17 protein-coding genes and 1 riboswitch are annotated in these 23,701 nt (G+C 66.7%); of the genes, 11 read left to right on the top strand and 6 right to left on the bottom strand.

The features are described from left to right. Positions 1-39: 39 nt before the first annotated feature. The 3 genes from RZV17_RS19335 (at position 40) to RZV17_RS19345 (ending at position 2,185) form a co-directional block, all read left to right on the top strand. The gene (locus RZV17_RS19335) at positions 40-705 is read left to right on the top strand and encodes a response regulator transcription factor (RefSeq protein ID WP_039566073.1); all 666 of its coding nucleotides are present in this window, start codon (positions 40-42) and stop codon (positions 703-705) included. A gap of 709 nt (positions 706-1,414) precedes the next feature. Further along, on the top strand, positions 1,415-1,978 hold the full coding sequence (locus RZV17_RS19340; RefSeq protein WP_355609516.1) for a TlpA disulfide reductase family protein: 564 nt from the start codon (positions 1,415-1,417) through the stop codon (positions 1,976-1,978). A gap of 3 nt (positions 1,979-1,981) precedes the next feature. Continuing rightward, the gene (locus RZV17_RS19345) at positions 1,982-2,185 is read left to right on the top strand and encodes a hypothetical protein (RefSeq protein ID WP_005922076.1); all 204 of its coding nucleotides are present in this window, start codon (positions 1,982-1,984) and stop codon (positions 2,183-2,185) included. Positions 2,186-2,393: 208 nt separating this feature from the next. On the opposite strand, the gene RZV17_RS19350 is transcribed toward RZV17_RS19345, so the two are convergent. Continuing rightward, positions 2,394-4,016: a family 43 glycosylhydrolase gene (locus RZV17_RS19350; RefSeq protein ID WP_355605811.1), complete on the bottom strand. Its 1,623-nt coding sequence runs from the start codon at positions 4,014-4,016 to the stop codon at positions 2,394-2,396. A 634-nt stretch (positions 4,017-4,650) separates the two neighbouring features. Here RZV17_RS19350 and RZV17_RS19355 point away from each other — a divergent pair. From RZV17_RS19355 to RZV17_RS19375, 5 genes are all read left to right on the top strand, one after another. Continuing rightward, complete coding sequence (locus tag RZV17_RS19355) at positions 4,651-5,661, top strand: aldo/keto reductase (RefSeq protein WP_355605814.1); 1,011 nt, start codon at positions 4,651-4,653, stop codon at positions 5,659-5,661. After that, complete coding sequence (locus RZV17_RS19360) at positions 5,658-6,530, top strand: amidohydrolase family protein (protein WP_355605817.1); 873 nt, start codon at positions 5,658-5,660, stop codon at positions 6,528-6,530. Before RZV17_RS19355 ends, RZV17_RS19360 begins: the two co-directional genes overlap by 4 nt. Continuing rightward, positions 6,527-7,297, top strand: coding sequence for an SDR family oxidoreductase (locus RZV17_RS19365; RefSeq protein ID WP_355605820.1), 771 nt, complete (start codon positions 6,527-6,529; stop codon positions 7,295-7,297). Before RZV17_RS19360 ends, RZV17_RS19365 begins: the two co-directional genes overlap by 4 nt. Positions 7,298-7,514: 217 nt before the next feature. Then, positions 7,515-8,372 carry a fumarylacetoacetate hydrolase family protein gene (locus RZV17_RS19370; RefSeq protein WP_355605823.1) on the top strand — a complete coding sequence of 286 codons (858 nt, stop codon included), beginning with the start codon at positions 7,515-7,517 and terminating at the stop codon, positions 8,370-8,372. A 528-nt stretch (positions 8,373-8,900) separates the two neighbouring features. Continuing rightward, positions 8,901-10,223: an L-fuconate dehydratase gene (locus RZV17_RS19375; protein WP_047697884.1), complete on the top strand. Its 1,323-nt coding sequence runs from the start codon at positions 8,901-8,903 to the stop codon at positions 10,221-10,223. Between the two features lie 702 nt (positions 10,224-10,925). Here the strand turns inward: RZV17_RS19375 and RZV17_RS19380 are convergent. Together RZV17_RS19380 and fucP are read right to left on the bottom strand one after the other, a co-directional pair. Then, a complete protein-coding gene (locus RZV17_RS19380) occupies positions 10,926-11,285 on the bottom strand; it encodes an L-fucose mutarotase (protein WP_047697883.1) in 360 nt (119 codons plus the stop codon). 2 nt (positions 11,286-11,287) lie between these two features. Beyond that, the gene (gene fucP / locus RZV17_RS19385; RefSeq protein ID WP_184385766.1) at positions 11,288-12,589 is read right to left on the bottom strand and encodes an L-fucose:H+ symporter permease; all 1,302 of its coding nucleotides are present in this window, start codon (positions 12,587-12,589) and stop codon (positions 11,288-11,290) included. 180 nt (positions 12,590-12,769) lie between these two features. Between fucP and RZV17_RS19390 the strand changes: the two genes are divergently transcribed. Both RZV17_RS19390 and RZV17_RS19395 read left to right on the top strand, forming a co-directional pair. Then, positions 12,770-13,546 (top strand): IclR family transcriptional regulator, encoded by a 777-nt coding sequence (locus tag RZV17_RS19390; RefSeq protein WP_355605828.1) that lies wholly within the window; start codon positions 12,770-12,772, stop codon positions 13,544-13,546. A gap of 355 nt (positions 13,547-13,901) precedes the next feature. Continuing rightward, a riboswitch (yybP-ykoY riboswitch) is annotated at positions 13,902-14,028 on the top strand. A gap of 46 nt (positions 14,029-14,074) precedes the next feature. Further along, entirely contained in the window at positions 14,075-14,659 is a 585-nt protein-coding gene (locus tag RZV17_RS19395) for a manganese efflux pump MntP family protein (protein ID WP_355605831.1), read from the top strand. A gap of 181 nt (positions 14,660-14,840) precedes the next feature. On the opposite strand, the gene RZV17_RS19400 is transcribed toward RZV17_RS19395, so the two are convergent. The 3 genes from RZV17_RS19400 to RZV17_RS19410 form a co-directional block, all read right to left on the bottom strand. Then, positions 14,841-18,290, bottom strand: coding sequence for a PAS domain-containing hybrid sensor histidine kinase/response regulator (locus RZV17_RS19400; RefSeq protein ID WP_047697880.1), 3,450 nt, complete (start codon positions 18,288-18,290; stop codon positions 14,841-14,843). A gap of 734 nt (positions 18,291-19,024) precedes the next feature. Further along, positions 19,025-21,424, bottom strand: coding sequence for a GH36-type glycosyl hydrolase domain-containing protein (locus RZV17_RS19405; protein WP_355605834.1), 2,400 nt, complete (start codon positions 21,422-21,424; stop codon positions 19,025-19,027). A 2-nt stretch (positions 21,425-21,426) separates the two neighbouring features. Next, positions 21,427-22,809 (bottom strand): MFS transporter, encoded by a 1,383-nt coding sequence (locus RZV17_RS19410; protein WP_355605836.1) that lies wholly within the window; start codon positions 22,807-22,809, stop codon positions 21,427-21,429. Between the two features lie 157 nt (positions 22,810-22,966). Between RZV17_RS19410 and RZV17_RS19415 the strand changes: the two genes are divergently transcribed. Beyond that, complete coding sequence (locus tag RZV17_RS19415) at positions 22,967-23,551, top strand: gluconokinase (RefSeq protein ID WP_355605839.1); 585 nt, start codon at positions 22,967-22,969, stop codon at positions 23,549-23,551. The last annotated feature ends 150 nt before the right edge of the window (positions 23,552-23,701 follow it).

Raw genomic sequence — 23,701 nt, forward strand, 5'->3', positions numbered from 1 at the left:
GCAAATCCCGAATCCCCAATCCCCAATCCCGGCCCCACCATGACCACCCTGCTGATCGCTGACGACCACCCCCTGTTCCGCGAAGCTTTGCGCGGGGCAGTGCAGCGGGTGATGCCGGGGGTGGAATTGTTCGAGGCCGACAATGTCGATGCCCTCTACACGCTGGCCGATGCGCAGCCGGATGCCGATCTGCTGTTGATGGATCTCAACATGCCCGGCGCGCAGGGATTCAGCGCGCTGGTGCATATGCGTTCGCTGCATCCGCAGTTGCCGGTGGTGGTGGTGTCTGCACGCGAAGAACCCACCGTGATGCGGCGTGCGATCGACCATGGCGCGTTCGGCTTCATCCCCAAGTCCGCCGATTCGGACACCATTGGCCGTGCCCTGGCCACCGTGCTCGATGGCGAACGCTGGATTCCTGCAGAAGCGCAGAACCTGCCGCCGACCGATAGCGAAGAACGTGAGGTCGGCCAGCGCCTGCGCGATCTCACCCCGCAGCAGTTCCGCGTGCTGCAGATGCTGGGCGCCGGCCGTCTCAACAAGCAGATCGCCTACGACCTGGGTGTGTCCGAAGCCACCATCAAGGCGCACGTCACCGCGATCCTGCGCAAGCTCGGCGTCACCAACCGCACCCAGGCGGTGCTGATGGCGGGCAAGCTCGCCATCGATTCGGATGGCATCGTGCTGCCGCCGGAAGAGGAGTAACCCGCGCGGCATGTGCCTGCGTCGGGCGTCTCGGGGAAAGCCCCGTCGCGCCCAGGTGCGCTCCTACGCGTGACCCAGCATCTGCCAGGTCACGCAACAAGAGGCACCACACCGACACACCGCTGTAGGAGCGCCCCGGACGCGACGGCATCATCGATACAGCCCCAGCGCACGCAAGCGCGTGACGACGCCTGACCCTGCATCTGCCAGTCACGCAACAACGGGCACCACACCGCACACACCGACACGCCGCTATGGCAGCGCCCTGGCGCGACGGCATCCTCAAGGCAGCCCCGTCGCGCGCAGGCCACGACGCCTGGGCCCGCATCTGCCAGTCACTCGACATGATGCAGGACACCGCCAGCGCGGCAGTGACGCGTGTCCATCGATTCCCGAGACGGGCAGGCACCAATGCGCCACAGTACACGCCATGCCATGCACCGTGCACAGCAGCTGGCGCTGCGGCAGCCGCCCGTGCCACCTGGTGCGTGGCTGGTTGCTGCGGTGTTTTGCGCAAACCCGCTGCTCGACGTTGCTCCACAGTGGCAAGCCCAAGCGCAGCGGCGTGATCGTCTCCACAGCTGCGCGCCGTGCGACATCGCAGTTGTCGATATCACCATTGACCATGTGCTGATGCCTGGGCAAGGCTCGGTCACCAGGGACGCTTTGGAGTTGGGGTGGCATGACGCGACGATTTCCGTGGCTCTGGATGGGCCTGTTGGTGGCGTGCGCATTGATTGCAGTGCTGGCGTGGCAGAACCGGCAGCTGCGGCTGCAGCAGCAGTGGTTGCAGACGCGCATCAGCACCCCTTACGAGGGCATGTACGTGCCCCGGATAGAGGCGACCGATGGCGATGGTCAGCGCCATCTGCTGGGTGCGCCGCAGGGCCCGGCACAGGTGCTGTTCTTCTTCACCACCACCTGCCCGTATTGCCAGCGTTCGGCGCCAACGGTGCTGCGCGCGGCACGGGAGCTGCAGGCCAATCTACCGGGGCGGCCGCAACTGCTGGGTGTCTGCCATTGCGATGCGGCACAGGCCGCGCGCTATGCGCATGTGCATGGGTTCGATTTTCCAGTGGTCACGTTGACCGACCGTCGCGCGCTGATGCTGTTCCGTGCGCGCAACGTGCCACTGCTGATGGCCATCGATGGGGCCGGGCGCGTGCGCCATTCCCGTCTTGGCGTGTTCGATACCACGGAGCGGGTGCAGGACCTGGTTGCCGCGTTGCGCCGCACGGATGCGCCAGCGGCTTTTGCAACGGTGAAGGAGTAATGCATGAAAAAGCGTTGGGTAAGCTTGCGCAGTGCGTTGATGGCGGCCACGTTTCTGGCCAGCACCGGATTCGGTGCCTTCCAGGTGATGGCCGTGGACAACGCACAGCCGAAAGTCGAATCGTGTAGTGCATGGGCCTGCAAGGCCGAGTGTCCGGAGTTCGGTGGCGATCTCGGACAAGGCAACGTCTGCTACTGCTGCGGCTGAGTCGGCGGCGGGGCCATCCGGGCCCCGCCCTCTGCAGTGCGATGGCGGTGCTGCGCTGCCAATGCAGACCACCGTCGCGCAACCCTCGATGACCACCATCGCGTTGTCATCGTGCGCACGCTGGCCGCCGCGGTGACACCGCGCACCAACCGCTCAGCTGACCGCGAGCAAGGCGGCACCTGTTAGGCACCGATCCAGCCGTCCGCCGTCAGCCCAGCGCGCGGTAGCGGAAGTCGCGCAACACCACCTCGCCCTGCTGCGCGGCGTACATGCCCAGCTGCAGGCTCAGGAACCCGCCAAAGACGTTGTGGTGAAAGCCGGACACTTCCATGCGGGTGGGGTGGCGCGTCCACTGCCGGCCCTCGTCGAAGGAGTAGTCGAAGCGCACGATGTGGTGATCGTTGGTCAGCCGCACGCGAATGCGGCGGTGGGTGTTGGGCGTACGGGCCCACACCAGCTCTTCTGAGTATTCGTAGGTCTTCATGGTGTCGGCGGTGAAGCCGATGCCGACGAAGGCCTTGTGGTTGTAGAACAGCACGATGCCGCCTTCGGCAGTGCCGACCAGCTCCAGCGTCACCTCGGCCACGTAGGCGCGATCGGGCACGCCGCAGGTGAGCGGCGCGCTGTCGATGGGCGATGTGCCCGCGCAGGCCAGCGTCAGCGCCTTGTTCGCACGTCGCACCCGTGTCTGCTCGCCGGGCTTGGGCGCATGCAGGCTCCACTGGGTGCCGAAGCGGTCGCTGGAAAAATCGTCCGACAATGCAAAACCGCTGGCCGCGGCACGAGCGCCGACAGCTGCACGTGCGGGTGTGCGCATTGGCTTGGACAGATCGCCACCGGTGGCGCGGAACCAGCCGTCGGCGGTCCATTCGACCGGCTCCAGCAGTGTCTGCCGGCCCAGCGTGCGGAAGCCGTTTTCGTAGCCGTGATAGACCAGCCACCAATCGCCGCGCGGGCCCTCCACCAGCGTGGCATGCCCGCGCGACCACCACGGCTCCTGCTCGGACAAGGTGCGCACCAGCGGATTACGCGGGCAGTGTTCCCACGGCCCATGCACCGAACGCGAGCGCGCGGCGATCACCATATGCCCGGTCACCGGCCCGGCGGTGCCGCCGACAGCGGTCACCAGATACAGCCAGCCGTTGTGCCAGGTGAGCTTGGGGCCTTCGGGGGCGAAGTTCTCCACGATCCAGTCGTCGGGATAGCGCCATGGTGCGTAGGCCGGTTCGAGTTGCCCGTCGGTGGCCAGGCCGTCGTCGCGCAGGCGGATCTTGCGGATGCCGTTGACGAACAGGTAGCGCTTGCCGTCCTCGCCCAGCACATGGCCGGGATCGATGCAGCCGGCGATACCCAGATCGATCGGCGCGCTCCACGGCCCGCGGATTTCGTCGGCCCAGATCACGAAGATCTTCCAGCCGTGGTCGTCCGGATTGGCCGGGATGTAGATGAAGTAGCGGTTGTCGTGCTTGCACAGGTCCAGCGCCCAGATCGTGCCCAGTTCCTGATGCAGCGCCGGGCCGATCGGTGCCCAGTTGACCAGGTCGGTGGAGTGCCACAGCACGATGCCCGGGTAGGAAAAGAACGACGAAAACGTCATGTAGTAATCGTCGCCATCCTTGAGGATGGTGGGGTCCGGGTGGTCGCCGGCCACGATGGGGTTGAGGTAGGTGCCGTTGCCCAGGTCCGCCTTGCGCTGCCCTTCGATGCCGCGCGCCCACTGCGGGGTGCGAGCGCAGGGTGCGGACGGCGCCTGCGCGGCAGCCGACAAGGGCGCGACCAGCGCGCCGGCCGCCAGCACCTTGAACAAGTCTCGCCGTGTCGTGTCTGGCATGTGCCCGCTTCATCGGATGAGGGCTGGTATCTAGCCCTACGCGCGGGCCTGGGGCAACCGCGCAACCTGCGTTATAGGAACTGGTGATGCGGCATGCGGATTTTGAAATAGCCTGGCAGTGGCGCGTTGCAGCGAGCGGGACTGCGCAGCGGCATCGGGATGCATGCGCACGTGCTGTGCAGGCAGGTGTACGCGCGTTGTGGGCGGGATGGCGCTCATCTCCGCAATGACATGACAGCGCGATGCTTCATCGCGTTCGGCACCGTGAGCTCGTCGGACCGTCACCGGCCGGAGGCTGTGCGACGTTTATCGCTGGGTTGCACCTGACTGGGCATCCAGAAACTGCCTGGTATGTGTCACAGCGTTGGCAAGGTCGAGTGGACACATCTCTCGCGCATTGGCCGGAACCACACGAAAGCGATGCCCGGCCCAGGGCGCCCCGCCGCTTGCGGCGCCCTGGGCAACTGCCTGCAAGCCCACCTGCCATGCTGCACTGCAGCGTGATCTGTTCATTGATGATTGCCATATTCATATGCGAACAGCCGGGCACCCGCCGGCTGGTGGACGTTGCGATGCCCAGCTGCTGCTTTCCAGACTCCGGTTCCGCCTGCGCCGTCTTTTCGGAGCAGTGCGCATGAGCGCCGTCGCGCGGCAGCGCCTGGGGCGCACCGACGTGCAGCTGTCGGCGCTGGGCTTTGGCGCCGCGCCGATCGGCAATCTGTACGCCGAAGTGGACGAGGCCGACGCACTGGCTGCGGTGGCGGGCGCGTTCGATGCCGGCATCCGCCATTTCGATACCGCGCCTTACTACGGCTATGGCTTGAGCGAAGCGCGCCTGGGCCGCGGCCTGGCCGGCGTGCCGCGTGATGCGTACACGCTGTCGACCAAGGTCGGCCGCTGCGTCTACGACGACGCCCAGGCCGTTGCCGGCCGCGACGGCTTTGCGGTGGCCGGGCGCCACGCCGAGTTCGACTACAGCGCCGACGGCGTGCGGCGCGCGTTCGCCTCCAGCCTGGAGCGCCTGGGCACCGACTACATCGACGTGCTGCTGCTGCACGACATCGGCGCGCTGACCCACGGCGACAACCACGCCCGTGTGCTGCAGCAGGCCTTGGAGGAGGCCTTGCCGGCCATGGCGGAGTTGAAGGCGTCCGGTGCGTGCGGGGCGATCGGCCTGGGCGTCAACGAGCAGGACGTGGCACTGGAGGTGCTGCCGCGGTTTCCGCTCGATTGCGTGATGCTGGCCGGCCGCTACACCCTGCTGGAACAGCACGGCGCACGCGCGCTGCTGGACCAGGCGCAGCAACACGGCGTGTCGATCCTGTCGGCCGGGCCATACAGCTCGGGCCTGCTCAGCGATGCGCGCGGCCCCGGCGCCACCTACAACTACGCCCCGGTCGATACCGCCACCTTGCAGCATGCGCAGCGCCTGTATGCCGCCTGCGCCGCGTTCGGGGTGGATATCGGTGCGGCTGCGTTGCAGTTTCCGCTGGCGCATCCGGCAGTGACCACGGTGGTGGCCGGCATGCGCACCGTGGCCGAGGTGCACTCGGCCGCCGCACGGTTGCAGGCGACCATTCCGCCCGCGCTATGGCAGCGCCTGCGCGACGGCGGCCTGCTCGATACGGACCTGCCCACGCCATGAACCGCGTCGATGCGCATCTGCACTTCTGGCATCTGGCACGTGGCGATTACGCCTGGCTGACGCCCGAGCTTGCGCCGCTGTATCGCGACTTTGCACCGCACGATGTCGGCGCTGCGCTGGACGCGGCCGGCGTTGGCAGCGTGGTCGTGGTACAGGCCGCCGCAACGGAAGCGGAAACCTGTTACCTGTTCGAGCTGGCGCACGATGCGCCGCGCATTGCCGGCGTGGTCGGCTGGGTGGATTTTGCCGCGCCCGACGCCGCCGCCCGCATCGGCGCGCTGGTGCGCGCCGGCGGCGGCCTGCTCAAGGGCCTGCGCCCGATGGTGCAGGACATTGCCGACGTGCACTGGCTGGCAGGCGCCGAGTTGGACGCCGCCTTCGATGCGATGCTTGAACACGATCTGGCTTTCGATGCCTTGATCCGCGCGGCACACGTGCCGGCCTTGCAGACGCGCCTGAAACGGCATCCGGCAGTGCGCGTGGTCGTCGATCACGGCGGCAAACCGCAGATTGCGGCCGGCGAATTCGTCGCCTGGGCGGCCGGCATGGCCGCATTGGCGCAACATCCCAATGTGCATTGCAAACTCTCCGGTCTGCTCACCGAAGCCGCCCGCGGCGCCGGCATCGACGCGCTGGAGCCGTATGTCGCGCACCTGTTTGCGCGCTTCGGTGCGCAGCGCCTGCTATGGGGCAGCGACTGGCCGGTGCTGACCCTGCGCGCCGACTACGCGCACTGGGTCGATCTTGCACAGCAGCTCGTCACCCGGCATGCCGCCGCCCACGCCGATGCGGTGTTCGGCGACAACGCACGCACGTTCTATCGTCTGCCACGGCCGGCGGCCCCCACCCACGGAACCTTATCGGTATGACAGTCTCCATCCCCACCACACCCACCACCCGCCTGCACGGCAAGCGCTGCCTGATCACCGCCGCTGGCGCCGGCATCGGCCGCGAAAGCGCGCTGGCCTGCGCACGCGCCGGCGCGCAGGTGATCGCCACCGACATCGACGCCTCGGCCTTGCAGGCGCTGGCGGCCGAATCGGACGCCATCACCACCCAGCTGCTGGACGTCACCGATGCCTCGGCGATCGCTGCGCTGGTCGCGGAGCACGGCCCGTTCGATGTGTTGTTCAACTGCGCCGGTTACGTGCACCAGGGAAGCATCCTCGACTGCGACGAGCCAGCGTGGCGCCGCTCGTTCTCGATCAATGTCGATGCGATGTACTACACCTGCAAGGCGGTCCTGCCGGGCATGCTCGAACGCGGCCGCGGCAGCATCATCAACATGTCGTCGGTGGCTTCCAGCATCAAGGGCGTGCCGAACCGCTTCGTCTATGGCGTGACCAAAGCCGCAGTAATCGGCCTGAGCAAGGCGATTGCCGCCGACTACGTGGCGCAGGGCGTGCGTTGCAACGCGATCTGCCCGGGCACCATCAAGACGCCCTCGTTGGCGCAGCGCGTGCAGGCCCTGGGCGGCGACGAGCAGGCCGTGTGGAAGAGCTTCACCGACCGCCAGCCGATGGGCCGCCTGGGCGACCCGCGCGAGATCGCGCAGCTGGTGGTGTATCTGGCCTCGGACGAATCGTCGTTTACCACCGGCCAGACCCATATCATCGATGGCGGTTGGTCGAACTGAAAGCCGCTGGCGAAACGGTGGTGCAGCGACAAGGCGCACAACTGCTCGCTAGGTTTTTTGATCGCTCTCCGCCCGCTGACACCAGGCCACATCTCACACCTGGCGTCAGCGTTGTTTGCAGCATGCATCACCCGCATTCCTGTTCCGAGCGCACCTTCCGCACCCGTCCGCGCCGTGTGATTGGCCGCTCCACTCCTCCCCTGCAAAGGAAGACTGCATGAAACTCGTACGTGTTGGCGCCGAAGGCCACGAACGTCCCGGCGTGATCGACAACGAAGGCCGCATCCGCGATTTGAGCGGCGTCATCGACGATGTGGCCGGCGAGCACATCACCAATGCCGGCCTGGAAAAACTGCGCGCGCTGGATGTGACCACGTTGCCGCTGATCGAAGGCGACGTGCGTTACGGCGCTGCGGTGGGCCGCATCGGCAAATTCATCTGCGTGGGCTTGAACTACGCCGACCATGCTGCCGAATCGGGCATGGAAGTACCCAAAATGCCGATCCTTTTCATGAAGGCCACCACTGCGGTGTGCGGCCCGAACGACACCGTCATCATCCCGCGCGGCTCGGTCAAGAGCGATTGGGAGGTGGAACTGGGCGTGGTGATCGGCGACGTGGCGCGCGATGTGTCGGTAGACGAAGCCTTGAACCATGTGGCCGGCTACGCGGTGATCAACGACCTGTCCGAGCGCGAATTCCAGCTCGAACACGGCGGCCAGTGGGTCAAGGGCAAGAGCGCCGATACCTTCGGCCCGATCGGCCCGTGGCTGGTCACCCGCGATGAAATCGCCTACCCGCAGAACCTGTCGATGTGGCTGGAGGTCAACGGCCACCGCTATCAGAACGGCAGCACCCGCACGATGGTGTTCGGCGTGGCCGAACTGGTCAGCCACATCAGCCGCTACATGACGCTGATGCCCGGCGATGTGATCAGCACCGGCACCCCGCCGGGCGTGGGCCTGGGCCAGAAGCCGCCGGTCTACCTCAAGCCGGGCGACGTGATGGAACTGGAGATCGAAGGCCTGGGGCGCCAACGCCAGCCGGTGGTGGCGCATCCGCGTGATGCGGGTTGAGGTTTTTTGGAAGGACTGAGGGAGTACTGCATTGCAGTGCGTCCCACCTCTCAGAATGTTCTCACGCGAAGGCCGAAGTACTCGCACAACACGAATCGTGCAGCAAAGCAAAGCCCCTCTCCCCTCGGGAGAGGGGTTGGGGTGAGGGTACGTCGCCACGGATGCGCGCAACGCGACGTCAGTCCACTTGTTATGTGGCCCTGACATTTCGACGCTCGTGCTCACGCATCACACGCACGTTGCTCTCACGGAGTTGCTGCCGCATTAAGTGTCTAAACGTTGTAGCGCGTCGATCGCAAAATGCAATTGGTCGTGCAATAGATTCATTGGGGTGAGTTGCAAACGCCTGCGTCACTGCAGCGCCTCAACACCCCCAGCGCTACGCGTTCGTACCCTCGCCCCATCCCCTCTCCCGGCGGGAGAGGGGCTCAAGCGCGCTTCACTGCTGTCGTTTTCTTGATCCTTCGTTCTTGCACCCATCTGTTTTCCGCCTGTCTTCACTTCCCGCTTGCCATCGCCAGGACTTTCATGAGCACCATCATTGCCCTCGAGACCCACGACGTCCGCTTCCCCACTTCGCGCGAGCTCGATGGGTCGGACGCGATGAATCCGGATCCGGATTACTCCGCCGCCTATGTCGTGCTGCGCACCGATGCGCCGGATGACCTGGCCGGCTACGGCCTGGTGTTCACCATCGGCCGCGGCAACGATGTGCAGACCGCTGCGGTAGCCGCACTGGCCGAACACGTGGTCGGCCTGCGCGTGGATGAGGTCATCGCCGATCTCGGCGCGTTCGCGCGCCGGCTCACCAACGATTCGCAGCTGCGCTGGCTGGGCCCGGAAAAGGGCGTCATGCACATGGCCATCGGCGCAGTGATCAACGCCGCCTGGGACCTGGCTGCACGCGCCGCGAAAAAACCGCTGTGGCGCTACATTGCCGAACTCACACCCGAGCAGCTGGTCGACACCATCGACTTCCGCTACCTCACCGACGCGCTCACCCGCGACGAAGCGCTGGCCATCCTGCGCGCTGCACAGCCGCAGCGCGCGCAACGCATCGCGCAGTTGATCGAGCAGGGCTACCCGGCCTACACCACCTCGCCCGGCTGGCTCGGTTACTCGGACGAGAAGCTGGTGCGGCTGGCCAAGGAAGCGGTGGCCGACGGCTTCCGCACCATCAAGCTCAAGGTCGGCGCCAACGTGCAGGACGACATCCGCCGCTGCCGCCTGGCGCGCGAAGCGATCGGCCCGGACATTGCGATGGCGGTCGATGCCAATCAACGTTGGGACGTGGGCCCGGCAATCGACTGGATGCGCCAGCTGGCCGAGTTCGACATCGCCTGGATCGAGGAACCCACCAGCCCGGACGACGTGCTCGGCCACGCCGCCATCCGCCAGGGCATCACCCCGGTGCCGGTATCCACCGGCGAACACACGCAGAACCGCGTGGTGTTCAAGCAGCTGCTGCAAGCCGGCGCGGTGGACCTGATCCAGATCGACGCCGCACGCGTCGGCGGTGTCAACGAAAACCTCGCCATCCTGCTGCTGGCTGCCAAGTTCAATGTGCGCGTGTTTCCGCACGCCGGCGGCGTGGGTTTGTGCGAGCTGGTGCAACACCTGGCGATGGCCGACTTCGTCGCTATCACCGGCCAGATGGAAGACCGCGCGATCGAATTCGTCGACCATTTGCACCAGCACTTCCTGGACCCGGTGCGCATCCAGCACGGCCGTTATCTGGCCCCGGAAGCGCCGGGGTTTTCCGCAGAGATGCACGCTGCCTCGATCGCAGAATTCAGCTACCCCGACGGACGCTTCTGGGTCGAAGATCTGGCTGCCAGCGCGAAGGGCTGAGGCTACGGCCCCTCATCCGCCCTTCGGGCACCTTCTCCCGCACGCGGGAGAAGGAAGCAGCGGCTAGACGCGCAGGCCGGCCATGGCGGGGCGCGATGGTGGCTCGGCAGGCTCTGCGCTGCGGGTCGGCGCTTCTGGGGCCAGGTCTTGGGCCTGGCGAAACAACGGTTGGCTGACACGCAGCCCACTGCAGACACCAAGCAGATTGGGGTGCATGGCGCAAACGCACCTTGGCCGATCGGCTGCGCCAGCTGCAGCTGATCCACAGCCCCGGTGCCAACGCCGGGCACGCCCTTCTCCCTCCTGCGGGAGAAGGTGCCCGCAGGGCGGATGAGGGCGCGGGCTCAGCGCACGGAACAACGAACGGCTGACACGCAGCGCACTACAGACACCAAACAGATGGGGGTGCATGGCGCAGACGCACCACCGCGCCGGTGCCAACGCCGAACACGCCCTTCTCCCGCCTGCGGGAGAAGGTGCCCGCAGGACAGATGAGGGCGCGGGCTCAGCGCACGGAACAACGAACGGCTGACACGCAGCCCGCTACAGACACCAAGCAGGTGGGGTGCATGGCGCAAACGCACCTTGGCCGATCCGCTGCGCCAGCTGCAGCTGATCCACAGCCCCGGTGCCAACGCCGGGCACGCCCTTCTCCCGCCTGCGGGAGAAGGGCGTGCCCGCAGGGCGGATGAGGGCGCGGGCTCAGCGCTGCGCTTGGATCGCCTCGCTCAACGCGAAGATCCGCCCCGCCTCGCGCCATTTCTCCCCAGGCGCGCTGCCCGGCAGCGGTTTTTGGAACCGCCACATCAGGTCTTCCCAGGCTTGAATCCGCGGATCACCCGCATCGCGCGCCGCCTTGGCCGCCGGGTCGTAGTCTTCGCCGACCTCCATCAGCATCACCAGCCGGTCGCCACTGCGAAAGATCTCCAGCTCGCGGATGCCGGCCTGCTGCAGCGAGGCCACGACCTCCGGCCATACCTCATCGGGCCGATGCCAGCGCTCGTACTCGGCGATCAGCGCCGCATCGTCGTGCAGGTCCAGCACATAGCAAAGACGCGGCATGCTCAGGCTCCTGCAATCACGGGCGCCGCGCGACGGGCACGCAGCGCGAACAACAAGATCACCGCAAAGCATGCGCCCGGCACCACCATCGCCCAATGGATGCCGGCCATGTCCGACACCCCGCCCATCACCGCGGTGAGCAACGCGCCGCCGATGATGGACATCACCAGCAACGACGACCCCAGCTTGCGTGCGTCGTCATGCATGCCGTCCAGCCCCAGCGCGAAGATGGTCGGGAACATCACCGACATGAACACGCTGGCGGCCACCAGTGCGTACAGCCCGGTCCAGCCCGGCAGCGCGATGGCCACTGCGCACAGCACCAGATTGATCGTGGCAAAACTCGCCAGCAATTTGGCCGGCGCCAGATACCGCAGCAGCGCGGTGCCCACGAACCGCCCGGCCATGAACAGCACCAGCGAAATGGTCAGATAGGTCGCTGCAGTTTTTTCCGGCGTGCCCGGCACGGCATCCTGCAGGTAGCGGATCAGGTAGCTCCAGATGCCGACCTGCGCGCCCACGTAAAAGAACTGCGCCACCACCGAAAACACGAACAGCCGGTTACGCAGCAATTCGCCAAAGCGTGCGCGCCTGGGTGCTTCGCCGGGGGTCGCCTCCGGGGCGCCGGTGGGAAAGCGCACCAGCGCGATCAGGATCGCCCACAGCACCACCACCACGCCGATGATCAGGTACGGCATCTGCACGGCGGCCGATTCGGTGGCGAAGAACGCCTCGCGCGCGGCTGGCGCCATCGCCGCCAGTTCGGCCGGGCTGTGCTCCACGCCGGAGAAGATGAAGTGCTGGCCCACCAGCACGCCGGTGATCGAGCCAAGCGGGTTGAACGCCTGCGCAAGATTCAGCCGTCGCGCCGCACCGTCGGCGGGGCCCAGCACGGTCACCAGCGGATTGGCGGTGGTTTCCAGAAACGCCAGGCCACTGGCAATCACGAACAAGGCCAACAGGAACAACCAGTAGGTATGCACCTGAGCGGCCGGATAGAACAGAAACGCACCGCACGCATACAGCAGCAGGCCCAGCACCACCGCAGCCTTGTAGCTGTAGCGGCGCATGAACATCGCCGCCGGCATCGCGAACACGAAATAGCCCATGTAAAAGGCGCTCTGCACCAGCCCGGCCTGCAGGTCGGTCAGTTCGAAGGCCTTCTTGAACTGCTTGATCAGGATGTCGTTGAGGTTGTTGGCCATGCCCCACAAAAAGAACAGGCTGACGATCAACAACAGGGGAACCATGGCGGTACGCGCCAGGTTGCCGCGCGGTGACGCGGCAATGTCACTGTGATGCATGCGACCGATCCCCTCCCAAGGCTGTGGCGCTTGCGTTGCAATCCAGCGAGCGTACTGCGCACGCCAACGCCATGCAAATATAAAATCTTTGTTTATATTTGCACGCGCAGCATCGCACTGACCCGCGCCCGCGATGCCTGTACCCTGGCGCGCCGCACCCTGCCCTGGAACCGCAAACGGATGAGCACCGAACCCGCCAAGTACCGCGCGCCGGCCCTGGACAAGGGCCTGGACATCCTGGAGCTGCTGGCGCGTGACGCGCGGCCGATGAGCATGGGGGCGATTTCGCAGGGTGTGGGGCGCTCGCGCGGGGAGATCTTCCGCATGCTGCAGGTGCTGGAAGAACGCGGCTACCTGGTGCGCGACGCCGAGGGCGACTATGTGCTGACCAACCGGCTGTTCATGCTCGGCATGCAGCAGCCGCAGGTACAGAACGTCACCGAAGCCGCGCTGCCGGTGATGCGGCGCCTGGCCGATGCGATCTGCCAGCCCTGCCATCTGGTGGCGCCGTCGGGCGACCAGATCGTGGTGATCGCACAGATGGACGTGCCCAGCGACCTGGGCCTGGTGGTGCGCCCGGGGCATCGTCGCCCGCTGGCCCACTCCACGTCCGGCCTGGTGCTGTTCGCATTTCAGCAAGCCGATGTGCAGGGGCGCTGGCTGGAGGCGCTGGACGCCAGCGCGGTTGCCTACGACCGCGCGCAGTTCCTGAAGGACGTGCAGCAAACACGTCGCGATGGCTATGCGATGCATGCCAGCGAAGCGGTCGTCGGCGTGATCGACCTCACCGCCCCGATCCTGCAACACGGCAGCGCCACCTACACGCTGACGGTGCCCTTCATCGAACGTCGCCCGGAGCTGGTCAACGCGCGCGCAGCGCTGCAAGCCCTGTGTGCGGCAACGGCCGAGATTTCCGATGCGCTGATGTATCACCCGCCACGCGCATTGGGCGGGTGAATCGGGGCAAGACCGGGCTTGGCGCTTGTGGCGATGTCGCACGCGCGCGATCACCGGCGATGGGTTGACCGACAAGACAGGGCAATGCCGCGTGTACCTGCGATGGCACTCGAACGACCGTGATTGCACGCCCTCAGCTGCGGCTGCGGCAGATCGACGCGGCGGTCCGTTGCAGTGGCCTGGGCAGCACCTTCGCGGTACTCGTCGAAGCTGTTGCGTGCAGTGGCGAGCGGCGTGATTTCCCGCAGGAAGCCAGCATAGCGGCCGCTACGATAGCCAAGGCTATAAAGATCAGACCGACCTTCGCGTGCGGGCAAAACGCCCGAAAGCGCGTTTTGCGTTGTTACACTGCGCGCCCCTTGGGGAGTAGCCTGCTTTCGTCCATCGAAAGCGCCTGCATCAACATCCTCGGCCGTTGCGCCGTGGTGCAGGCAACCAGTGTGGTTTGGCGAGACCAACGACATGCGTGCCTGACGATGGTTGGCGCGGGCGCATGCCGTTGTGAACGTGCCCAACCCGAGCGTGTCGATGTCTCCTGTTTCCATTGTGTTGATCGGTTTTGCGATGTCCACCGATGCCTTTGCCGCCGCCATCGGCAAGGGCGCGGCGATGCGCAAGCCGCAGTGGCGTGACGCATTGCGCGCCGGCCTGGTCTTCGGCTGCATCGAAGCCATCACCCCGGTGATCGGCTGGCTGCTGGGCCGTGCGGCCTCCAGCCATCTGCAGGCCTTCGATCACTGGATCGCCTTCGGCCTGTTGGGCGCGTTGGGCATGCACATGATCGTGGCCGGCCTGCGCAACGAGCCGGACGATGCCGAAGACGCAGCCTCCCAGACGTCGAAGCGGCACGGCTTGCTGGCCTTGGCCACCACCGGCTTTGCCACCAGCATCGACGCGATGGCAGTCGGCGTCAGCCTGGCGTTTCTCGACGTGCACATCGGCGTGGTGGCGGTGGTGGTGGGCCTGTGCACCTTCAGCATGGTCACCGCCGGCATCATGCTGGGGCGTGCACTGGGCGCCTTGATCGGCAAGCGCGCCGAGATCCTCGGCGGCGTGATCCTGGTGATCGTCGGCAGCGTGATCCTCTACGAACACCTCAGCGGCGCGGCATAAGCGCAGGCAGTTGTCGTAGGAGCGCACCCGGGCGCGACGGGCATTACCAGGAAAGCCCCGTCGCGCCCGGGTGCGCTCCTACGATGCATGGCATGCGCTCCGCGCGCGATCGGCATCGTGGGATGTTTACTCGATGCCGACTGCATCGCCGCATGTCGCGGTGATGGCAGGGATGCACCCGTCAGCGCGTTTTCGCGTCGTGATACGCACTCAAAAACGCGCGCAGCGAGGCCGGTTTCACCGGCTTGGTCAGCAGGCGGTAGCCGCGTTCGCGCGCAAGCTGTTTGAGCTCGTCGCGGCCGTCGGCGGTGAGCAAGGCGCCGGCGATCGGCGCGGTTGCCGCAGCCTGCACGGCATCGAGCGTGTCCAGGCCGTCCAGGCGGTCGTGCAGGTGATAGTCCACCAGCATCAGGTCCGGTTGTTCGCGCGCACGCTCCAGCGCCTGGTCCACGGTACTGGCGGTGATGACTTCCACCTGCCAGCGGCCGAGCAGCGCGCGCATGCCGTCGAGGATTTCGCGGTCGTTGTCCACGCACAGCACGCGCAAGCCGGCCAATGAATCGCCACTTGGCAACGCGCGCGTGGCCGGCACCGGCAACAGCGGCGCCACCGGTACCGCCGCCACGCGCGGCAACAGGATCGAGAACATGCTGCCGCGGCCGACCTGGCTGCGCGCGCTCAAGTCGTGGTCGAGCAGGCGCGAGATGCGTTGGCAGATCGACAAGCCCAATCCCAGGCCCTGCTCGCCCCAGTCGAACGGCTGCTGATAGCGGCGGAACTCTTCGAAGATCTGCCGCATGTGATGTTCGGGAATGCCCGGGCCGGTGTCCCACACCTGCAGCTCCACCTGCTGCCCGCGCCCGCGCATGCCCAGCACGATGCGTCCCTGGCGCGTGTAACGCAGCGCATTGGCCAGGAAGTTCTGCATCACCCGGCGCAGCAGCCGGCGGTCGCTACGCACCCAGATCGTGCGGCTGTGCACCTGCAGGCGCAGGCCACGGCTGGCGGCCACCGGTGCGTACTGCGCGGCCAGTTCGTGCATCAGTGCGCTGGCATCGAAATCTTCCACCGTTGGCCGCAGCCCGCCGGCGTCCAGCCGCGAGACATCGAGCAGACCATCGAGCAATTCTTCGGCCGCACGCAGCGAGGCATCCACGCGTTCGGCCAGATGGCGTTGTTCTTCGTTGTTCTGGTGGCTCTCGCGCAGCGCGGAGGCGAACAGGCGTGCGGCGTTGAGCGGCTGCAACACATCGTGGCTGATGGCGGCCAGAAAGCGGGTCTTGGATTGCTGCGCCAGCTCGGCCTCGCGCGAGCGATCGGCCACGCGTTGTTCCAGATTCTCGTTGGCGTCCAGCAGCGCGCGCTCGGCGCGCTTGTAGTCGGTGATGTCGTTGTAACTGGTGACGTAGCCGCCGCCGGGCAGTGCCTGGCCACGCATTTCGATCACCTTGCCATCGCTGCGGGTGCGCTCGAACACATGCGGCGAGCCGGCACGCATGTGGCGGATGCGGCGGTCGATCTGGTCTTCGATATCGCCCTCGCCCAGCTCGCCGCGCTCGGCGTTGTAGCGGATCAGGTCGGCCACCGGGCGGCCGACGTACAGCATGCCGTCGGGGTACCCGAACAGCTGCTGGTAGCGCCGGTTCCACGCGGTCAGGCGCATGTCCGGGTCGACCACGCTGACCGCGGCGCTGATGTTTTCCAGCGTGGTGGACAGGATCTCGCGGTTGAAGCGCAGCTCCTGGCCGGCCTCGTCCAGCACCGCCACCACCTCGCCCAGCTCCATGCCCGAACCGCGCAACAGGCTGGTCAGCACCAGCCGCGCGGAGGCGGCACCGATGGAGGCGGCCAGCAGGCGCTCGGTGAACTGCACCCAGGCGCGGTCGGCCACCACGGTCGGCTGCAGCTCGCGCTCCAGCAACTGCGCCTGCTCCACGAACGCACGGCGCGCATGCCGCTCGCCCACCACGCGCTCGGCCAATGCCTGCAGGTCGCCCACCCGCACATGCCCCGGCCATTCGCCGGCCACCGCCGGACGCTGCGCATACGGGTCCAGGAAGGGCGCGGCACGCAGCCGCTCGTCCACCCCGGGGCGCCAACGCGCCGAAACCAGCATCATCGCGCCGACGTTGATCAGCAACGACCAGAAAGTGCCGTGCGCCAGCGGGTCCCAGCCGCGCATGCCGAACAACTGCTGCGGCTGCAGCCACGCAATGCCGAATGGCCCGTCCACCAACCACTCCGGCTGCAGCCAGCCCGCACGCGTGGCGGCCGGCAGCAGCAGCGTATAGATCCAGGTCATGAAGCCGAGCACCATGCCGGTCTCCACGCCCTTGCGGCTGGCGCCGCGCCAGTACAGCCCGCCGATCACGCCCGGCGCAAACTGCGCCACCGCTGCAAACGCCATCAACCCATACGCGGCCAGCGTGGTGTCGTTGGCTACGCTGCGGTGGTAGCCATAGGCGACCAGCGCCAGCAGCAAAATGGCGACGCGGCGGATCCACAGCACGCGCGAGGCCACTGCCGCACGCGCGTTGGCGCTGACGCGGCGGCGCAGCAGCACCGGCATCACCAGATCGTTGCTGACCATGGTGGCCAGGGCGATGCTGGCCACGATCACCATGCCGGTGGCCGCCGAAAAACCACCCACGTAGGCCACCAACGCCAGCACCGTGTTGCCCTGGCTCAGCGGCAGCGCCAGTACCACCGCATCGTCCACCACCGCACTGCCCTTGCCGAACAGCGCGATGCCGGCCGAGGCGATCGGCACCACCATCGCCGAGATGATCACCAGGTACGCACCGAACAACCAGCGCGCGCGACGGATATCGCCGACATCGCTGCATTCCACCACTGCCACATGGAACTGCCGCGGCAGGCAGATCACCGCCAGAAAACTCAGCAGCGTCTGCGAAATGAACCCCACCGATGGCGTGTGCTCGAACAAGGTGCGCGCCGAATCGGCGATATGCAGCTGGTGGTCGCTCAACCACAGCCAGGCAAACAGGCCCACCGCCACGATGGCGATCAGCTTGATCACCGACTCCAGGGCGATGGCCAGCATCATGCCGTGATGGTGCTCGGTGGCATCCACCTGGCGGGTGCCGAAAAGTGTGGCGAACAAGGCCATCAACAGCGCCACGTACAACGCCGGGTCGGCGAAGATGCCGCGCCCGGCACTGCTATGCCCGGTCAGCACCTCCAGGCTCATTGCCACCGCTTTGTACTGCAGCGCCAGGTACGGCACGATGCCGACCAGTGCGATCACCGCCACCAACGCCGCCAGCCGCCGCGAGCGGCCATAGCGCGAGGAAATGAAATCGGCGATGGAGACGGTGTTTTCGGCGCGTGCGATCAGCGCCAGCCGCTCGATGATGCGCCAGCCGAACAGCAGCAACAGCAACGGCCCCAGATAGATCGGCAGATAGCCGATGCCGTTGCGCACTGCCGAGCCGACTGCGCCATAGAAGGTCCACGACGAGCAGTACACCGCCAGCGCCAGGCTATAGACCGCCGGCCGCAGCCATGGCCGCTCCGGATACATCGGCCGGCGGTCGCCCCACCACGCCACGCCGAACAGCAACGCGGCATAGCCCACGGAGACCAGCAGCAGGATCCAGCTTGATACCAAGGGGCGTTCCCAGGCGGCGCGATGCGAGCCTGGGAGTTTACGCAGTGGGATTGGGGATTGGGGATTGGGGATTGGGGATTGGGGAATCGTGCCGGACTGTTTGGCGGAGGGCGAAGCCCTTCGGCCACCTGTGGCAGTTCCTGTCGTCTTGCAGGAGGCGTGGTGTCGTGATGTAGGCGTTGCACGCGTTTCGCGCTGCCGGGACGCCGGTCCTTTGAATCAGCCGCTGACCAGGGGCATCGGGCTGAAGGTCAGACGCCCCCCCATCCGCCCTTCGGGCACCTTCCCCCGCAAGCGGGAGAAGGGACCGCGGTTGCGGTGTGCCATGCACTGGCCTGCCGCATCTCTGGCCCACCAAGCTGGTTAGGGGCATCGGGCTGCAGGTCAGACGCCCCCCATCCGCCCTTCGGGCACCTTCCCCCGCAAGCGGGAGAAGGAACCGCGGTTGCGGTCTGCCGTGCATTGGCCTGTCGCATCTCCGGCCTGCCAGGTCAGGCAGCCGGCAGGGGGCTTCTGCCGCATGGCTGTACGAAAGTGTGCACGGCCGGGCGGCATGCACCGTTACGGTCGGCGACGATGCACTGTTACGGTCGGGCGACGCCGTACCGCTACGGTCGGGTCGGGCGTCGCTGCGCCGTTGTTGCGATCAGCCGATGATGCAGCGGCCACCCGGTGTTGGCCGCTCCCCTCTCCCGCCTGCGGGAGAGGGTGCCCGGAGGGCGGGTGAGGGGCGCTCAGCCCGGCAGCCGCACCTGCACCCGATACACCCGACCGGCGGTCACCGCGTGCACGCGCTGGTCCGCGCTGACCACACCATCCACCAGTACCTCCGTCGCCACCCGTTCGGCTTCGCGCTGCAGCTGTACCTCGAACTGCGCGCCCCGGAACTGGCGCGTGACCTGCGCCTGCGGCCAGTGCGACGGCAGCTGCGGACGGATCGCCAGCGCATCGCCCTCGCCGACCAACCCGAACAGACCTTCCAGCACGCAGCGATACACCCAGGCCACCGTGCCGGTGTTGAACAACTGGCTGGACCGCCCGGCGGTGCGCGGATACTGATGCCAGGCACCGCGGTAATAGTTGGGCAGCGACACCGGCAGATGGCCGCGCTGCAGCACGTCCTCGCGCGTCGGGCCCGGCAGCATCGCGCGCAGGATCTCCCACGCGCGGTCGGCCTCGCCGATCTGGTACAGGCTGTACAGATAAAACGCCACCGCGTGGTTGTAGACCGCGCCGTTCTCTGCCGCGCCCGGCCACTTCTGGGTCAGCCGCCCCACGTCGTCACGCATGTGCGTGTATGCCGGCGCCAGCATCACCGGACCATACGGGGTGTGCAGCTGCTCACGCACGGCCTCCAGCAGCGCCGCGCGTTGCTGTGCATCCGCAGTGCCGGCCAACAGCGCGAAACTCTGCGGATTGAGATAGATGCGTCCTTCCACGTCCTCGGCGATGCCGAAGCGCACACCATCGTCGGTGATGCCGCGTGCATACCAGTTGCCGTCCCACAGCTCGCGGTTCGCGTCGGCATTGACCGCGCCTACCGCCTGGCCAAACCTGTCCGCCTGCGCGCTGCGTCCGTGCGCAGCGCAGATGTCCGACCACAGCCGCAGCGCATACGCGGTGGCCACGGTCAGCCAGCCGGACACACCCTTGCCGCGCCAGCCGACCATGTTCATCGGGTCGTTCCAGTCACCCTGGGCGATGAAGCTCAAGCCGCGTGCATCGCGTGCGTCCAACAGCCACTGCATGGCCGCATCCAGCCGCTCAGCCACGCTCAGCGCCTGGCCATCCTGCGTGCGCACCACTGCTTCCAGCACGCTGGCATCATTGGTTTCGGCCAGATACGCGCTCAGGAAGATCGGCAACCACACGCAGTGGTCGGTATGCGGCACCTGGTTGATGTATTTGAGCTCGGCGCCTTCCACCAGCAGGATGCCGTCCGGCATCGCGCCGCTGGGTTCCTGCTGCGACAGCGCATGCAGCAGCGCCGCACGCGCGGTAGCCGGCTGCAGGTAGGCCATGCCCATATGGTCCTGCAGATAATTGCGCGTCTGCGGATCGGTGGTCAGGCGATTGACGTCGCCGTGGTAGAACACCTGCCGCGGCAACCAGTGGTTGACCAGGTTGTCCAGCGCCGCATCCGGCGTGGCGATCTGCACGCAGCCATGGCCGGCCTGCAGGTACTGCGCATACTCGCGCGCCGCTTGCGCAAAGCCTGCTTCCGACAGATAGCGCGCACGCAGCGCGGCGATTTCTGCATCGTCCTTGGCCGGCCCGAACGCAAAGCGGTACACGCTTGCCGCATCCGCTTCCAGATGCAGGCGGTATTGCAGCGCTGCCGCCGGGGTTTCGTAATGCGCCTCGCTGTTGCCCAGTTGTTCGGCCTGGATGGCAGAGGGCGCATGCAGCCCGCCTTCGCCTTCGAACGCCAGTTGCTGCGCGTCCCAGGCCACCGGCGGTTGTTCGTGCAGCAGGAAGGTGCAGTCCTTGAAATCGCGCTGGCGAAAGTAGTCGTCCACCTTCTGGTACGGCGCCACGCTACGGCAGACGATGCCGCCCAGCGCCGGCTCGTAGCCGCCGGACTGATGCATCCACGACATGTAGCCAACCGGGAAATACACGTACAGGCTCAGCCTGCGCGCACGCCCGGAAGCGTTGTGTACGCGGCATTCCCACAGCTCCACCGCATCGTCGGTCGGCAGGGCCACGCACAGCTCCACCACGACGTCGTCATGCTGCACGCGCCAGCGCACATCGTGCTTGCCGGCGGAGAATTCGAATGCCTGCGGCTGCGCGCGCACCGGCTCGTGCGGCACCGAATACAAGGCGCCAGTGTCTTCATCCTTGAGATAGAAAAAGCGCCCGGGATGGTGCGCGTAATACGGCTGCTCCGGCATCATGAAGTTGCGCGCCTCCAGCACCGGCGCATGCGCGTACTTGGACGGCTCCGGCTGCATGAACTGGCCGGTGGCATAACCGCGACAGGTGAGCTGCAACATCATGCGGCGGTTCCACAGGAACCCGCCGGCATTGGGCATGGCTGTGGGGCTGTAGAGCGCGTAGCGCGCGCCGTCGGCGCTGGGCGCCAGCAAGGTGGACAGATCGTCGGACGCAGCAGGGGGCAGTGCAGACACGGTCAGGGGTGCTCCGGTTCGTCGCGCTTGCGCGCGGCCAGTTCGTGCTGGATGCGGCGCAGCAAGCCGTCATCCAGCGGATAGAAACGCATGGTCCAGGCCGCCAGCAGCGCCACCGCACCGGGGATGACCGTCAGCAGCAGCACGATGCCGGTCAACGAGCCGGTGGACTGCGTGCTGTTGGCCACATAGCCCATGCCGGCCAGCACCCAGGCGATGCCGGCCGAGGCGAGCGCGCCGCCAAGCTTCTGCGAAAACGTGGCCGCCGCAAACGTCATCGCGGTGGCACGCCGGCCGGTGCGCCATTCGGTGTAGTCGGCGCTGTCGGCATACATCGAAAACGCCAGCGGCGACTTCGGCCCCAGTGCCAGGCCGATCAGCATGTTCAACGCAAAGATGGCCCACACCGCATCGGCCGGCACGAAGAACATCGCACAGCTCAGCAGGCCGACCATCACCATCAGCCCGCACATCAGCTGGCGCTTGTCCCAGTGCCGGGTCAACAGCGGCGTGATCGCCGCGCCCACACCCAACGCCACCGAATAGCAGCCCAGGAACAAGCCGACCAGATCCGGGCGCTGCACGTAATATTTGAGGTAGTACACGCCCGCACCGCCACGCATGGTGATGGTGATCATGATGATCAGCGACAGCACGAACAGCACGCACCACGGCTTGTTCTGCAACAGGTCGGCGATGTCGCGGCGTACCGGCGTGCGTTGCTGCGGCGGCGGCTGCACGCGTTCGCGCGTGGTCAGGGCCACGCCGACGAACAGCGCCACCGCGATGGCGCCATACAGCATCATCGTGCGCTGCCAGCCCAGCGCATCGTTGCCGCCGCCGAACCAGCGCACCAGATCCATCGTGAAGTAATTGACCAGCGTGGTGCCCGCAAATGCACCGATGAACCGCAGGCTGATCAGACCGGTGCGCTGCTTGCTGTCGGCGGTGATCACCCCCGACAACGCCGAGTACGGAATGCTCACCACCGTGTAGGCCAGCATCATCACCAGGAAGGTGAGCGTGGCCCACACCATGCGCCCGTGTTGATCCAGCTCCGGGGTGGTGTAGGCAAGCACGCCGGTCGCTGCCATCGGCACCGCGCCCCACAACAGATACGGGCGGAACTTGCCCCAGCGGCTGCGGGTGCGGTCGGCGATGGCGCCCATGGCCGGGTCGGCGATCGCATCGGCGATCTTGGTCAACAAAATCATCGTGCCGACTGCGGCAGCCGGCAGGTGCATGGTGTCGGTGTAGAAGATCAGCAGAAACGCCGAGATGTTGGCCCAGTAAAGATTCAGGCCCAGATCGCCGGCGCCGTAGCCGAGCTTTTCGCGCCAGCGCAGGGGCGCCGATGCAGGAGACGTTGCGGGGGGTGACGTCATCGGCAGACCTTCGCATGCGTTGTACCCGGCCGGGCACGCCGTTACGCTGGGTGCCCGCTCACCTGGCAAGGAGCGCCGACGCTACACCACGCATCGGCTGCCGCCAACGTGAAATCCGCTCAAATGCCGAATCGATCCGGAGATATAACCTGACGTGATGGACACCGCCGTCCCCGCCACGCCCGCGTCCGCTTCGCCCCTGGCCATCGTCGTGATGGGCGTCTCGGGCAGCGGCAAGACCACCATCGCGCAGGCGCTCGCCGCGCATTACGGCTACCGCTTTCTGGATGCCGACGACTACCACAGCGTGGCCGCACGCGCACAGATGGCCGCTGGCCAACCGCTCACCGATGCCGTGCGCCTGCCCTGGGTGGAACTGCTGGCCGCGACCCTGCGCGACTGCGTGCAGGCCGGCGAATCGGTGGTGCTGGCATTCTCGGGTTTACGCGGCACGCACCGGCAATTGCTGCGCGGCAGCGGCATACCGATGCGCTTCGTGTTCCTGCATGCGGCCCCGCACGTGATTGCCGCACGCCTGAGCGCACGCGCCGGCCACTTCATGCCGCCCAGTCTGCTCGACAGCCAGCTGCAGACCCTGGAGCTGCCGCTGGACGAAGCGGACGTGGTGTCGGTGGATGTGGACGCCACGGTGGCGGAGGTGGTGCAGGATGCGATCACGCAACTGGCGCTGATCGCTCCCCCTGCGGTGCACAACGCCGCACCCTCGCCTCAAAACGCCTGACGCACCAGCTAACGCGGCCCGGCATCGCACGCCCGGGCGTCTCCTGCTCACATGGGAGCAGGATGGCGCGCAGCACCGGATGAGGATGCGGGCCAAGCCCGTGGGTGCGGACGACACAGCGGCATCGCCCATCCCTTGACTCCTGAATAT

The sequence above is a fragment of the Xanthomonas cannabis genome (assembly GCF_040616535.1).
Classification (GTDB): domain Bacteria; phylum Pseudomonadota; class Gammaproteobacteria; order Xanthomonadales; family Xanthomonadaceae; genus Xanthomonas; species Xanthomonas cannabis.